This window comes from Rhizobium gallicum bv. gallicum R602sp (genome assembly GCF_000816845.1).
GTDB lineage: Bacteria > Pseudomonadota > Alphaproteobacteria > Rhizobiales > Rhizobiaceae > Rhizobium > Rhizobium gallicum.
Window position 1 is genome coordinate 1,527,011 of sequence record NZ_CP006880.1, and the last position, 12,815, is coordinate 1,539,825.

14 protein-coding genes and 1 pseudogene are annotated in these 12,815 nt (G+C 59.0%); 9 read left to right on the forward strand and 6 right to left on the reverse strand.

Going from position 1 to position 12,815, the window contains the following annotated elements:
- Positions 1 to 145: 145 nt before the first annotated feature.
- The gene (locus RGR602_RS30240; protein ID WP_040115669.1) at positions 146 to 451 is read right to left on the reverse strand and encodes a DUF982 domain-containing protein; all 306 of its coding nucleotides are present in this window, start codon (positions 449 to 451) and stop codon (positions 146 to 148) included.
- Between the two features lie 519 nt (positions 452 to 970).
- Here RGR602_RS30240 and RGR602_RS39955 point away from each other — a divergent pair.
- Both RGR602_RS39955 and RGR602_RS30255 read left to right on the forward strand, forming a co-directional pair.
- Positions 971 to 1,318: a helix-turn-helix domain-containing protein gene (locus RGR602_RS39955; RefSeq protein WP_040115671.1), complete on the forward strand. Its 348-nt coding sequence runs from the start codon at positions 971 to 973 to the stop codon at positions 1,316 to 1,318.
- A 1-nt stretch (position 1,319) separates the two neighbouring features.
- A complete protein-coding gene (locus RGR602_RS30255; protein ID WP_040116611.1) occupies positions 1,320 to 1,544 on the forward strand; it encodes a hypothetical protein in 225 nt (74 codons plus the stop codon).
- Between the two features lie 37 nt (positions 1,545 to 1,581).
- Here the strand turns inward: RGR602_RS30255 and solA are convergent, their stop codons facing one another.
- Positions 1,582 to 2,748, reverse strand: a complete 1,167-nt coding sequence (gene solA, locus RGR602_RS30260) for an N-methyl-L-tryptophan oxidase (RefSeq protein ID WP_040115672.1) — start codon at positions 2,746 to 2,748, stop codon at positions 1,582 to 1,584.
- Positions 2,749 to 2,889: 141 nt separating this feature from the next.
- Between solA and RGR602_RS36615 the strand changes: the two are divergent.
- A pseudogene (locus RGR602_RS36615) lies at positions 2,890 to 3,069 on the forward strand (DUF411 domain-containing protein); the annotation flags it as partial.
- Between the two features lie 343 nt (positions 3,070 to 3,412).
- On the opposite strand, the gene RGR602_RS30265 reads toward RGR602_RS36615, so the two are convergent.
- The 4 genes from RGR602_RS30265 to RGR602_RS30280 all read right to left on the reverse strand — a co-directional run bounded on the left by RGR602_RS30265 (position 3,413) and on the right by RGR602_RS30280 (position 7,033).
- A complete protein-coding gene (locus RGR602_RS30265) occupies positions 3,413 to 4,072 on the reverse strand; it encodes a peroxiredoxin (RefSeq protein ID WP_040115673.1) in 660 nt (219 codons plus the stop codon).
- A gap of 98 nt (positions 4,073 to 4,170) precedes the next feature.
- Positions 4,171 to 4,752: an RBBP9/YdeN family alpha/beta hydrolase gene (locus tag RGR602_RS30270; protein ID WP_040115674.1), complete on the reverse strand. Its 582-nt coding sequence runs from the start codon at positions 4,750 to 4,752 to the stop codon at positions 4,171 to 4,173.
- A 116-nt stretch (positions 4,753 to 4,868) separates the two neighbouring features.
- Positions 4,869 to 5,429, reverse strand: a complete 561-nt coding sequence (gene msuE / locus RGR602_RS30275) for an FMN reductase (RefSeq protein WP_040115675.1) — start codon at positions 5,427 to 5,429, stop codon at positions 4,869 to 4,871.
- 272 nt (positions 5,430 to 5,701) lie between these two features.
- The gene (locus RGR602_RS30280; protein ID WP_040116612.1) at positions 5,702 to 7,033 is read right to left on the reverse strand and encodes a hemolysin family protein; all 1,332 of its coding nucleotides are present in this window, start codon (positions 7,031 to 7,033) and stop codon (positions 5,702 to 5,704) included.
- 115 nt (positions 7,034 to 7,148) lie between these two features.
- Here RGR602_RS30280 and RGR602_RS37795 point away from each other — a divergent pair, with 115 nt between their 5' ends.
- The 6 genes from RGR602_RS37795 to RGR602_RS30305 all read left to right on the forward strand — a co-directional run bounded on the left by RGR602_RS37795 (position 7,149) and on the right by RGR602_RS30305 (position 12,788).
- On the forward strand, positions 7,149 to 7,346 hold the full coding sequence (locus RGR602_RS37795) for a hypothetical protein (protein WP_170250167.1): 198 nt from the start codon (positions 7,149 to 7,151) through the stop codon (positions 7,344 to 7,346).
- Between the two features lie 119 nt (positions 7,347 to 7,465).
- Positions 7,466 to 8,053 (forward strand): ANTAR domain-containing response regulator, encoded by a 588-nt coding sequence (locus tag RGR602_RS30285; protein ID WP_040115676.1) that lies wholly within the window; start codon positions 7,466 to 7,468, stop codon positions 8,051 to 8,053.
- Between the two features lie 46 nt (positions 8,054 to 8,099).
- Positions 8,100 to 9,374 (forward strand): CmpA/NrtA family ABC transporter substrate-binding protein, encoded by a 1,275-nt coding sequence (locus tag RGR602_RS30290; RefSeq protein WP_133938438.1) that lies wholly within the window; start codon positions 8,100 to 8,102, stop codon positions 9,372 to 9,374.
- Positions 9,375 to 9,732: 358 nt separating this feature from the next.
- Complete coding sequence (locus RGR602_RS30295; protein WP_040115678.1) at positions 9,733 to 11,031, forward strand: CmpA/NrtA family ABC transporter substrate-binding protein; 1,299 nt, start codon at positions 9,733 to 9,735, stop codon at positions 11,029 to 11,031.
- A gap of 57 nt (positions 11,032 to 11,088) precedes the next feature.
- Positions 11,089 to 11,979 (forward strand): nitrate ABC transporter permease, encoded by an 891-nt coding sequence (gene ntrB / locus RGR602_RS30300; protein WP_040115679.1) that lies wholly within the window; start codon positions 11,089 to 11,091, stop codon positions 11,977 to 11,979.
- An 11-nt stretch (positions 11,980 to 11,990) separates the two neighbouring features.
- Positions 11,991 to 12,788, forward strand: a complete 798-nt coding sequence (locus RGR602_RS30305) for an ABC transporter ATP-binding protein (RefSeq protein ID WP_040115680.1) — start codon at positions 11,991 to 11,993, stop codon at positions 12,786 to 12,788.
- Positions 12,789 to 12,815 lie beyond the last annotated feature (27 nt).

Sequence of the window (12,815 nt, forward strand, 5' to 3'; positions counted from 1 at the left end):
CCACTTGCCAAGCAACTGAGCTAATTTCGTGTTCCAGGAGGAGGAATGCTGTCGCTACGCATTACCTTCGCGACACCCCCCAGAATGCGCGTCGACCATTAAAAAACTATAACAATGCCGTCGGCTTTGCGCCGACGGCCGTCAATTATGCACTTATTGAAAGGTTCGGCGCTGATGCTTGTCTTCGTGCGGCGAGCGTGCCTGTCAATGCCGGCATGCCAGCCTCCAGACAGGCCGCGATAAATGCTTCGCGGGCCACCTCTGCGGGGACGACTCGGCTCAATGCTCCCCGGCACTGGTTGACGGCTCGGTGGTAGCGCTCACCTCGCCGCTCGGGCCACTCGTTCTCAAGAAAATCAATGGTCTCGAAGGCTGAGTTGAATGTCCGCTCAAGTCCGCACTCCAAGCGGACCGTTACCGGAACCCGCCAAGGCACCTCACTGACAAGCATGGTGTTTTCTCCTCTCTAGATGCTATTCGACCCAAGAAAATATTGGTTTTGAGAGTTTTTCGTTCAAGAGGTACTGGCCTAAACCAATCGGATGAGGTCCTGCAGCGCCCGTAATTAGGACGCATTCATTTTGAGAATACCGGGCGGGCGCTTCTGACATGGGCACAGGTCGTGACCGCGCCGATCTGCGGCAAACTCACGACCGCCACCTTCCTCCTGTCGGCACGCCGACGGCGGCGGCGAGCACAACGCGCACCGCCTCTCCTGCCCGAAAGCTGATTCACGCGCCTCAGGAGCAGACCACGTCCGTCTCCGCCTACAATCTCAATCGTGCCGGCGACGACCGTGACCGGCGAGTACACCTTCATCGTCAGGATTGAGATTCTAGCAGTGAGACCCCCGCAAGAAGAGTTTGTTGATTGTCCGTGCCGCGGGCAGTGGTTTCATTCGGATTGATCAAAATCGCTCAGTGTGATAATTAATATCCTCACGAATAGAAATGGCTAGCGGCTCAAATCAATGCGTGAAATCAATCATATCACCGGTAAACAGCTGGCAGCGGCGCGTGTATTGGCGGGTCTTGGTCAAGTCGAACTTGCCAAGAACGCCAATGTTTCTGCTCCCACCTTACGCCGGATGGAAGCCAGTGAAGGAGAGGTCAAGGGTATGGCCAACAACGTCGTCGCCGTAGTTCGTGCCCTCGAAGCGGCCGGCATTGCCTTCCTCGACGGCGACTATTCAGGCGCCGGCGGCCCCGGCGTTCGCCTTCTGGCACCTGCGCGCGGGTCGATCGACGTCAACGAGAAACAGGTGATTCAATACCGCGAAGTTTTCGAAAACGATGCACCTCCTGGCGCAGGTGGCTGATATGGAAGAGCATTTCCCAAATCAGCGCGACGAGCCGCTTACGTCTGAAGATCTGAGCGTCTGCAATCACGTCCTTGATGATCTGTGTGCTCGGATGGGTATCACCGACAATGAAACAGTCGCACGTCTGGCGTCGATCATCATAGAATTATATCGCCAAGGCGTGCACGAACCGGAGCAATTGAAGCTCTTGGCGGGCGCGACGCGTGATGACCCCGACGCGTGACGGACGGCGTGGATCATCGCCAGCAGCAGACGCTTGGTTACTTGACACCCAGAGATCGCGAAGGGCGATGTCTTTCGAGCGCGTCAAAAGAAAAAGCGGCGATCTCCAACGCGGTGCCACCATCGAGTGCAAGATCAGACAGAATCTCACCGACGACGCTCGCGAATTTGAAACCATGCCCGGAACAGGGCGATGCAACGACAATGTTTGGCTGTCCGGGCAAAAGGTCGAAGAGGAAATCCTCGCTCGGCAACATCGTATAGCGGCAGGTGGCCGCGCGAACACGAAGCCCGGCAGCCGCAGGCAGACGTCTGGACGCAAAGCCGTCGAGCAGTACGGTATCCTGGTCGTTGATCGGCGGATTGGGTTCGTTTGGGTCAATCGGCTCGCGGAAATGCGTGTGGCGGCCAAGCTTGATGCCGTCGGTGCCGATCGCAGGGAAGCCAAAATAAGAACCATCCGTACCTTCATCGCGAAGAAAACATGGCATGCGCTGCGGCTCTGCTACAAAGCCGTCCTTTGGCCGATACCACGCCACGACCTGACGGATCGGGGTCGCGTGTGATTTCAGGTGCGGAACGAGTTCCGCAATCCAAGATCCGGTCGCGATGACGACCTTTCTGGCGTAATACCGACCACTCGCTGAAGAGATAGTGACACCGCGGTCACCCGGATCGAGCGCCATAACCTTCTCGCTAAAATGGAGCATCGCTCCGCTTTCGGCCGCAAGTTTGAGGTAGCCCATGATGGCAGCTTCCGGGCGCAGATATCCGCCTTGCGGATCGAGGATCGCAACCTCATCGTCATCGAGGCGAAAAGCAGGAAAGCGGCGCGCCATTTCCGCCGCGTCGAGCTCTTCTTGGGCAAGGCCGTGTAGCCTGCACGAAGTGCGCGTGCCGCTCACAATCTTGCTGTCTGGCGAACCGATCTGCAACACGCCGGTGATGGTCAGGATATCGGCCCTTAGACTGGTTTCGAGCGCTCGCCAGTTGCGATAGGCACGTTGAAGAAGCGGCACATATGACGGGTCCTCGAAATAGCCAAGCCGGATCAGCCGGCTGTCGCCATGCGACGAGCTCATCGCATGCGCGGGAAAATAAGCGTCGATACCAATCGCTTTGACGCCGCGGGCGGCGAGAAATGCAAGCGCTGCGCTTCCCATGGCGCCAAGGCCAATCACAGCGACGTCGAATTGAGCGATCATGGCAACCCCTTTAAATATCCGCCGGCGGCGAGCGATCCCGAAGCAAAGTGCGCAATGCCTCCATATCCCCAGAAAGCGGGCGGTCATCGGCATAGTGCAGCACATGCGCACGCACGATAATATCTCTTCGTCGTCCATCCCAAGGCCGTTCAGCGCCTGCTGCGGGAGCGGCCGCCGGTCCGAAAGCTGGCCGTGCCGTGCATGCCACCTGGCTCGTTGGGGATGGGCGACGACCCGCAGGCGTCCTATGACGTCTTTGCGATCCCTTCGGGAACCGGCGCACCATACCTGTTCATGGAGGTCCGCCCCCGGAAGGTCTGACGTCGCGATCGATGGGCCGCGCCGAGCGCTCAGGGCAGCCCAGAGCCCAACCGCGAGATCTTGCTTCCAGTCGATGATACATGGATCCCCCGGTTCGGGCACCGAAACATCGACCGCACGTCAGCAAAGATGATCCATAGCGCGCGAGCGGCGCATCCTTGCGTCCACCACCGTCCCTCGCCAGAGTTTATCGGCGGCTGGCAGCGAACGAAACGCTGTGGAAGACGCGGACGAGGGCATGAGTGCGGATTGTGCAAATCAGGGACAATGGATTGGGCGCGTATCGCCCGCTTCCGCGGTCGATGCGCGCCGACCCTATATCGTGGAGGCTCCAAGGCGCCAATCAGCCGGCCGGCTGCTTGGTCTTCCTGAGATAAGGAAGAACGGTGTCGAAAGAGCCGAAGCGCGAGATCGCGTCTTCGTTCGAAACCGCAGCCGTGATGATGACGTCTTCCCCTTGCTGCCAGTTAGCAGGTGTCGCTACCTGATGCTTGGCCGTCAATTGAATGGAGTCGATGGCACGCAGGATTTCATTGAAGTTGCGGCCCGTCGTCATCGGATAGGTGAGGATGAGCTTGATCTTCTTATCGGGGCCGATGACGAAGACAGAGCGCACGGTGGCGTTGTCGGCCGGCGTGCGGCCTTCCGAACTCTCGCCCGCGCCTGCCGGCAGCATGTCATAAAGCTTGGCGACCTTGAGATCCTTGTCGCCGATCAGTGGGTAGCCGACATCGAAACCGGTAGCCGTCCTGATATCGTTCTTCCACTTGCCGTGGCTTTCCACCGGATCGACGGATATGCCGATGATCTTGACACCACGTTTAATGAATTCCTGTTCGAGCCCGGCCATCGCGCCGAGTTCCGTCGTGCAGACCGGGGTGAAGTTCTTCGGATGCGAGAACAACACGGCCCAACCCTCTGCAATCCACTCATGAAAATTGATTGGTCCCTGCGTCGTCTCGGCGGAGAAATCTGGTGCAATATCGTTGATACGAAGGCTCATGGGTAGGTTCCTCTCTCCTGGATCGCCGTTGAATTTCATCTTTCGCTAGCGATATACGCTCATCTTGGCCGACAGCAACCGGCTTGCGGCAGCCCGCTTCAAACATTGGTGACCGATCGCGTGCCTTCAACCTGCCGCCGGTGGCGGGTTCGGCTCTTCAACGCTGCGAGAAGGCCGTACCCGCTCGGCCAGCGCCCGAATCCGCTTGCAACATTGATATGTCCGGCCAATCCGATGTTCCTGAGGTCGGATTTCCAGAGGCGCGCAAACATCGTCAACCGGTCAAGGCTTATATAGATATCGTTGAGACTGCCGACGACGATGCTCGCAAATGGAAGCGCCTTGGTCGGCATGGTGCCGAAGGCGAGGTGGCCGGGGTGGAGCGCTTCTGTCGAAGGCAGGTCACATGGCGCAACAAGAAGGGCTCCTCTGACGCGCCGGGCCGATGGCCGACCTGCCAGCTGAGCGGCCAAAAGGCAACCGAGACTGTGAGCGACAATATAGGCATCGTCCTCCTCGGCCAGCGTCTCCTCAAGTCTGAGCATCCAGTCGTGCAAGCGGGGCCGATCCCAATCGTCCTGGTCGACAAGCCGGCTATCCGGATGCTCCCTCAACCAATGGTGCTGCCAGTGCCCCTCGCCTAAACCGAAGAGGCCGGGTAAAATGAGTATTCGGCTCATCGCGACACGCCTCTTCGTAGGTCGAACCTCGACATGCCGCGGCAATTATTGCGGCCATGCACCGGTTGTCTGCATCGGATCACTCTTTATCCCGCGAGGATATCAAGCGTTAAACGCTATTCGGCGGCCGCGAGGATCGCGTCGTCTGCGGGAAAGAAAGCTCCAAGTTCGCTCACAACTTCGCCAATCCTCTTGGACAGTGGCTCCGAAGAAACCCTGTAGTCCGTGAAATCGCGCTCCGATCCATAGACGGCCGTCGGCAGAGTGTGGGACATGAAGAACCCGAAGAGCGGCCGCAGCTGATGCTCGACCATCAGAGCATGCCGGTCTCCGCCGCCAGTTGCCGTGATGATGATCGGCTTTGCGCGCAATTCATCGGGGTCGATAAGGTCGATCAAATGTTTGAACAGACCGGGATAGGATCCCTTATAAGTCGGTGAGCCGACGATCAGAACGTCGGCGCTGACGATCGCGTCGATGACGCCCTTCGCCTGATCGTCCAGGTCCTTTCGCCACAACGCATGCCCGAGCGATGGGCCAACATCGTGCAGATCATAAACGGTACGATCGAAGCCATATCTTTGAGCCGCGCGAACCGCAACGTCTTCAACGAGTGCGTAGGTCTTCGAAGGACGATTGAAGCTGCCGGCAATTCCAACCAGTCGCAAAGCGGCCATCTGTTTTCCCTTCCGATTTGAATGGTGAAGCGGATTATTGTCTATAAATTTAATAGATAAAAGGAATGAGGATTTGCCGTGATGGACGACAGGGGAAATTTCTTTCTGCCCGGCGATTGATTGGCTTCTATGAACCGCAGGTGCCGGAGCTCCAGATGCAGCGTCTAATCGCCGGGAATCGAGTTATCTTGGCAGGCACGATTGCAGTTGCGGTAGAGATTTCAGTCGTTGGCGATCGGATACATCGGACCAGTTATCTGGTGTCTGCCAGCCTAGATATCCGCTCCTTGCACCGAACTGCGCGTCACCAAGATCTTGTCGATGCGCATGCCATCCATATCGATGACCTCGAATCGCCATCCATCAAACTCGAAAACCTCACCGGTCTCCGGGATGTGCTGGAGCTGATGAAGGGCAAAGCCCGCAAGCGTATGGAAATCAGCATCCGGTTTATTGCGCAGACCTAGTTTTTCGAAAGCGTCGAAGGCCGGCATCATTGCATCAACAAGCAATGAGCCGTCTTCGCGAACGACGATAGCCGGCTCCTCATCGGAGCCCGGCAGTTCCCCGGCGATCGCCTCCAGCAAGTCCGTCTGCGTGACAATCCCCTCCAGACTGCCATATTCGTCGATGACGATGGCGAGGTGGACCGGTGACGCCTTGAAGCTGCTGAGCACGCGGACCACCGAGGTTCCTTCGTGAAGCACCAGCGGCTGCTTGATGACATCCATCGGCCGGATCTTGCCGCCGTCCAAAACCTGATCGAGCAGGTCCTTCTTAAGAACCATCCCGATCGGCTCGTCGATTGAGCCGCGAGCGACGAGAAGCTGTTCGTGCCTGCATTCCCTAATCGTCCTGAGGATTTCTGCCTCGCTGTCGTCGGCGTCGAACCACTCGACGTCGAGACGCGGTGTCATAACGTCGGAGATTGGTCTCTCGCCGATATTGAGCACGCGCTCGACGAGCTGCTGCTGCACCTGGTTGAGAAGACCCGCCTCCTGGCTTTCGGCCACCAGCAACTTCAGCTCTTGCGGAGAATGGAAGGAGGATTCGCCAGTTCCGGCATGGAGGCCGAAAGCACGAAGCACCAGGTTACCCATACCATTGAGGGCAAATATCGCCGGCTTGAAGAGGATAAGAAAGAACCCAAGCGGCCGGACCACGGCCAATGACGTTCCCTCGCTACGCTGGAGAGCGAGGCTCTTCGGTGCCAGTTCGCCAAGCACGATGTGAAGTGCGGTTATGATGACGAAGGCAATGACGACGGCGATCGCATGAGAGCCTGTCCTAGCCCAATCACCGGGCAGCCATGCCAATAGCGGCTCGATCAGATGCGCCAGTGCCGGTTCGCCGACCCAGCCCAGAGCGAGCGAAGAGATCGTTATGCCGAGCTGTGTGGCCGCAAGATTTGCATCGAGATTGTCCACGGCCCGCTGAAGCGCTGAAGCGTTCATACGTCCGGCGGTCACGAGTTCGGCCACGCGGCTGCGCCTGACGGAAACCAATGCGAATTCGGCGGCGACGAAGAAACCGTTGGCGCCTACGAGAAAAAACACGGCAAGAATCCCGACATAATCAAGAATGCTGCCATCTTGGCCCGTCATGAGTTGATCGTCCCTAACTGTTGAAGGAAACAATATCGTAGCATGTGCAAGCGCAAACGGGCACGCGTCAATGGCGACAGTTTTGTCTTTTCGATGAGCAGGAGCGCGGACGATAGTGTCGAGCGCAAACCGCGGCAGCGACAGACCGCCGCTGCGCGCGGCGTCGAGACTACGGCCGGCCGACAGCGCCGCGCTGACCGAGAAAGCAACCATCATGGCCGGCGGCGCTGGACTTCGTCCCTTTGTCGCCAACTCGGCATCCGCTTCCGCAAGCTTCCATCCGATCGTCAATCCTTTCGGTGCGCATGATTGAGTAGTTCCTGAAGAAGGTTGCGGATTTCTAGAAAGCGCATTTTTTGTGCATCCGCTTTTTATGCTTAATTTTACGGCTTTTAACTTGCCTGTTTTGTTGCAGTGCGTCATAAACGGCGCATGAGCCGTTTCGACCTGACAATTCTGGTCATAGATGAAAATGCGATCCGCGCCTCGATCATCGAGGAGGGGTTGCAGGAGGCTGGCCACACGCGCGTCACCGTCATTCACGAGGTCCAGGGCGTCGCGCGCATCATCGAAACGCTGAAACCGGACGTTATCATCATCGACATCGAGAACCCGAACCGCGACATGATGGAGCACTTATTTCAGCTGACACGAACGATCAGTCGGCCGATCGCGATGTTTGTCGATCGGTCCGATACGGCTTCCATCGAAGCAGCCGTTGATGCCGGCGTCTCCGCCTATATCGTCGACGGGCTGAAGAAGGAGCGGGTCAAACCGATCCTCGATATGGCCGTCAGCCGGTTTAATGCCTTCAGCCGCCTGCAGCGCGAGCTCGCCGATGCAAAGTCGGCGCTCGAAGAGCGCAAGGTCGTCGAGCGGGCCAAAGGCATCCTGATGAAGATGCGCGGCCTTTCGGAGGAACAGGCATTCGCTCTGCTGCGCCAGACGGCGATGAACGAGAAGAAGAAGATGTCCGAAATCGCACAAAGCGTCGTGACGGCCGCCGGGTTGCTGATGTGACCCGCCACGGCCAATCGATTGTCCGGAGGACTGCGGAGTGAATGCGGTGACGAGAATTGACACAAAACAAGGGCGCGTCTCTGCGCCTTCAAGACTGAGCAGCGAGGGCCCGCGCATTCTTCGCGCCGGCTTCATTCCCTTGGTCGACGCCTCGGTGCTGATTGCGGCCGCAGAATTCGGTTTTGCCGAGAAGGAGGGCCTGACCCTCGATCTCGTCAGAGACGTTTCATGGGCGAATGTTCGCGACCGCCTGGCCTTTCGCCAATTCGATATAGCCCATATGCTCTCACCGATGCCTGTTGCGGCAGCGCTCGGACTGGGCTCGAACCCCTCGCCGACCATCACACCCTTTTCGCTCGGGCGCGGCGGCAACGCGATCACCCTTTCGACGCGCCTCTTCGAACGGATGCGCAAGACCGCAGGCCTTTCCGAGAAAGCGGGCGCCCTCGAAAGCGCGCGCGCCTTTGCATTGGTGCTGAACCAGATGCGGCTAACTGGCGAGCCGGTGCCGACACTCGGGATGACCTATCCCTTTTCCTCGCACAATTACGAATTCCGCTACTGGCTGGCCGCAGGCGGCATCGATCCCGACAAGGACGTGAAACTCGTCGTCGTCCCCCCGCCGCTCACCTCCGACGCTCTTGCCGCCGGCGCGATCGACGGTTTCTGTGTCGGCGCGCCGTGGAACATGGTGGCCTCTGAGCGCGGCGTCGGGCGTATCGTTGCGACAAAACAGGACATCTGGCCCTCAGCCCCGGAAAAGGTCGTCGGCATGCGACCGGATTGGGCGGAGAGCCATCCGGAAACGGTCTCCCGGCTGATTGTGGCGCTCGATGCGGCAGCGCGCTGGTGCGACCATGCCGGCAACCACGATGCTTTGGCCGCGGTCCTTGCCGATCACCGCTACATTGCGGCACCCGTCGACATTATCCGATATGTGCTTGCCGGCGAGTTCAGCCTGGACGCCAAGGGCAACCGCCGCGTCATCGACAATTACTTCACGTTCCATGGCGGCTTTGCAAACTACCCGCGGCCGAGCCAGGCATTGTGGATCTATAGCCAGATGGTTCGCTGGGGACAGGCTTCAATCAGCCTGAACAGCGCGCGCGCGGCAGCTTCCGCCTATCGCCCCGACCTTTACAGGACGGCACTCGGCGAGGCGTGCACGCCTCACGACGCCGATATCCGCATCGAAGGCGACAGCGACGACGACCGCTTCATGGACGGCCGTATTTTCAATCCGGCAGAGCTCGTGGAGTATGTTCGCGGATTTGCGGTTAGGAGCACCCTGCCCTTTGCACCGGATGTGGCCGAAATCTAATTTCTTCTGCTTTGCACAAAAGGCTGGCAGCCGTCTGTGCACGAGGAACATCATTCGCATAATATATAAGCACTTCCATCATAAGCTCAAAAATTATGCATACGAGCTTAAAGCGCGGATCTTGATTTAGTTTCAATGACCTAAAGTTCACATCAAAAACTGGCACACGGTTTGCAGGGGTAATCTTGCCCGGATCAATGGCGATCTTGGCGACAAGCGCGCGATCAGCGCTTGCAAAAGACATCGACGTCGCACGGGTTTTGCTGTCCGGGAACTCTCCCTTCCCGCAGACGCAATCTCCGGGCGGCGTTTTTTTATTCCGAAAATTCCTGCGACGACCAACAAGGGGAACCAGCGCATGAACAAGATCATTACGACCGGCATGAGCCGCCGCAGCCTCCTGAAAACGACCGCTGCGGCTGCCTTGATCGGCGCAGTCCGCACAGCTTTTCCGTCCGGCGCTTTTGCAGCAGCCGCAGCACCTGAAGTCACGGGCGCCAAACTCGGCTTCATCGCGCTGACCGACGCTGCCGCGTTGATCGTCGCCAAGGAGAAGGGGCTTTTCGAAAAACATGGCCTTCCCGATGTCGAGGTCGCCAAGCAGGCTTCCTGGGGGGCAACACGCGACAATCTGGTTCTCGGCGGAGCTTCGAACGGTATCGACGGCGCCCATATCCTTTCGCCGCTGCCCTATCTGATGCATACGGGCAAGGTGACGCAGAACAATCAGCCGGTACCGATGGCCCTGCTGGCCCGCCTGAATTACGACAGCCAGGGCATTTCCGTCGCCAAGGAATATGCCGATACCGGTGTCCAGCTCGACGCATCCAAGCTGAAGGCGGCCTTCGAAAAAAAGAAGGCCGAAGGCAAGGAAGTGAAGGCCGCAATGACCTTCCCGGGCGGCACCCACGACCTTTGGATCCGCTACTGGCTTGCCGCCGGCGGCATCGATCCGGACAAGGACGTCTCGACCATCGTCGTGCCGCCGCCGCAGATGGTGGCAAACATGAAGGTCGGCAACATGGACGTCTTCTGTGTCGGCGAGCCGTGGAACGAGCAGCTCGTCAATCAGGGCGTCGGCTTTACCGCAGCAACGACCGGCGAACTCTGGAAGGGACATCCGGAAAAGGCGCTCGGCATGCGCGCCGACTGGGTCGAGAAGAACCCGAATGCCACAAGAGCCCTGCTGATGGCCGTGATGGAAGCCCAGCAATGGTGCGACAGCATGGACAACAAGGAGGAGATGGCGACAATCCTTGGCAAGCGCCAATGGTTCAACGTGCCGCCGAAGGACATCCTCGGCCGCCTCAAGGGTGACATCAACTACGGCAACGGCCGTGTCGCCCGTGGCACCGATCTTTACATGAAATTCTGGGCAGGCGGCGCCTCCTACCCCTTCAAGAGCCACGACACCTGGTTCATGGCCGAGAACGTCCGCTGGGGCAAGTTCGCACCTGACACCGACATCAAGTCTCTCGTCGACCAGGTCAACCGGGAGGATCTCTGGCGCGATGCGGCCAAGGCGCTGGGTGTCGCCGCCGCCGACATCCCGTCTTCTCCGTCCCGGGGCAAGGAAACCTTCTTCGACGGCAAGGTCTTCGATCCGGAAAATCCCTCCGCCTATCTCGATAGCCTTGCCATCAAGGCCGCATCCTGATCCACCTCCGGCGCGTGACAGGCGCGCCGGCCTTTTGTTCACGACGAGGAGCGCCTCATGTCCGCCCTGGCAAAGAAAGAACCCATACCGGCAAAGACTGCGCCGAAGGCCGCAAATGTCGTCCGCCTTGCAAGACAGCCGCCGCCCCGGATCAATGTCCGCGGCGTTGCGATGGTGGCCGCCCGCAGTATCGTGCCGCCGCTTGTCGTGCTTACGATCATTCTGACCGTCTGGCAGGTGCTCTGTTCCTCGCCCGACGCCTCACTGCCCTCTCCGCACCGGGTCTGGCAGGAAAGCTTTGATCTGATCGCTTATCCGTTCTTCAACTACGGCTCCCAGGACATCGGGCTTGGCTGGCGCGTCATCATCTCGCTGCAGCGCGTCGCCTACGGCTTCGGCCTTGCCGCAATCTCGGGTGTCGTCGTCGGTGCCGTCATTGGCCAATCGGTCTGGGCCATGCGCGGACTCGATCCGATCTTTCAGGTATTGCGCACCGTCCCGCCACTTGCCTGGCTGCCGCTGTCGCTCGCTGCCTTCCAGGATTCCAATCCTTCAGCAATCTTCGTGATCTTCATCACCTCCATCTGGCCGGTCATCATCAACACGGCCGTTGGCGTGCGCAATATCCCCCAGGACTATCGCAACGTGGCACAGGTGCTGCGGCTCAACCACTTCGAATTCTTCTTCAAGATCATGCTGCCATCGGCCGCGCCCTACATCTTTACCGGCCTTCGTATCGGCGTCGGTCTGTCGTGGCTTGCCATCGTCGCAGCCGAGATGCTGACCGGCGGCGTCGGTATCGGCTTCTTCATCTGGGATGCGTGGAACTCGTCGCGCCTGCCAGACATCATCGTCGCCCTGGCCTATATCGGCGTCGTCGGTTTCGCGCTCGACAAGCTGGTGGCCGCCGCTGGCCGACTGATCACCCGCGGCGCTTCGGCCAACTGAGAGGAACGATCATGACTGCCTATCTCAAGCTCGACCATATCGACAAGCATTTTGACCGGGCCGGAACGCGCGCCGAAGTGCTGAAGGGCATCAACCTGACGATTGCCAGGGGTGAGTTCGTGTCGATCATCGGCCACTCCGGCTGCGGCAAATCTACGCTCTTGAACCTGATCGCCGGCTTAACGCCAGTTTCGGCCGGTGCAGTGCTTCTCGAAAACCGCGAAGTCAATGCGCCCGGTCCCGAACGCGCCGTCGTGTTCCAAAACCACAGCCTGCTTCCCTGGCTCACCGTCTATGAAAACGTCAACCTGGCCGTTTCCAAGGTCTTCAGCAGCTCGAAGAGCAGGGCCGAGCGTCACGAATGGGTCATGGCCAATCTTGATCTCGTCCAGATGGCCCACGCCAAGGACAAGCGGCCTTCCGAGATTTCCGGCGGCATGAAGCAGCGTGTCGGCATCGCCCGTGCGTTGTCGATGGAGCCGAAGATCCTGCTGCTCGACGAACCCTTCGGTGCGCTCGACGCGCTGACGCGTGCCCATCTGCAGGATGCGGTGATGGACATCCACGCACGTCTCGGCAACACGATGGTGATGATCACCCACGATGTCGACGAGGCCGTACTGCTCTCTGACCGCATCGTGATGATGACCAACGGGCCGGCGGCCAGGATCGGTGAAATCCTCGATGTGCCGATCGAAAAGCCCCGCAACCGCATCGAACTCTCTTCGGACCGCACCTATCTCAAATGCCGCGAGGCCGTTTTGAAGTTTCTTTACGAACGCCACCGTTTCGTTGAAGCCGCGGAATAACTTACAACGACGACCACTGTGAAGATG

Coding starts and splice junctions, on each gene's coding strand:
- RGR602_RS30270 (WP_040115674.1), bottom strand. CDS start 4,752: ATGAGCCGAATACTCATTTTACCCGGCCTCTTCGGTTTAGGCGAGGGG.
- RGR602_RS30285 (WP_040115676.1), top strand. CDS start 7,466: ATGAGCCGTTTCGACCTGACAATTCTGGTCATAGATGAAAATGCGATC.
- RGR602_RS30255 (WP_040116611.1), top strand. CDS start 1,320: ATGGAAGAGCATTTCCCAAATCAGCGCGACGAGCCGCTTACGTCTGAA.
- RGR602_RS30265 (WP_040115673.1), bottom strand. CDS start 4,072: ATGAGCCTTCGTATCAACGATATTGCACCAGATTTCTCCGCCGAGACG.
- RGR602_RS39955 (WP_040115671.1), top strand. CDS start 971: ATGCGTGAAATCAATCATATCACCGGTAAACAGCTGGCAGCGGCGCGT.
- RGR602_RS30280 (WP_040116612.1), bottom strand. CDS start 7,033: ATGACGGGCCAAGATGGCAGCATTCTTGATTATGTCGGGATTCTTGCC.
- RGR602_RS30305 (WP_040115680.1), top strand. CDS start 11,991: ATGACTGCCTATCTCAAGCTCGACCATATCGACAAGCATTTTGACCGG.
- ntrB (WP_040115679.1), top strand. CDS start 11,089: ATGTCCGCCCTGGCAAAGAAAGAACCCATACCGGCAAAGACTGCGCCG.
- RGR602_RS30295 (WP_040115678.1), top strand. CDS start 9,733: ATGAACAAGATCATTACGACCGGCATGAGCCGCCGCAGCCTCCTGAAA.
- RGR602_RS30240 (WP_040115669.1), bottom strand. CDS start 451: ATGCTTGTCAGTGAGGTGCCTTGGCGGGTTCCGGTAACGGTCCGCTTG.
- msuE (WP_040115675.1), bottom strand. CDS start 5,429: ATGGCCGCTTTGCGACTGGTTGGAATTGCCGGCAGCTTCAATCGTCCT.
- solA (WP_040115672.1), bottom strand. CDS start 2,748: ATGATCGCTCAATTCGACGTCGCTGTGATTGGCCTTGGCGCCATGGGA.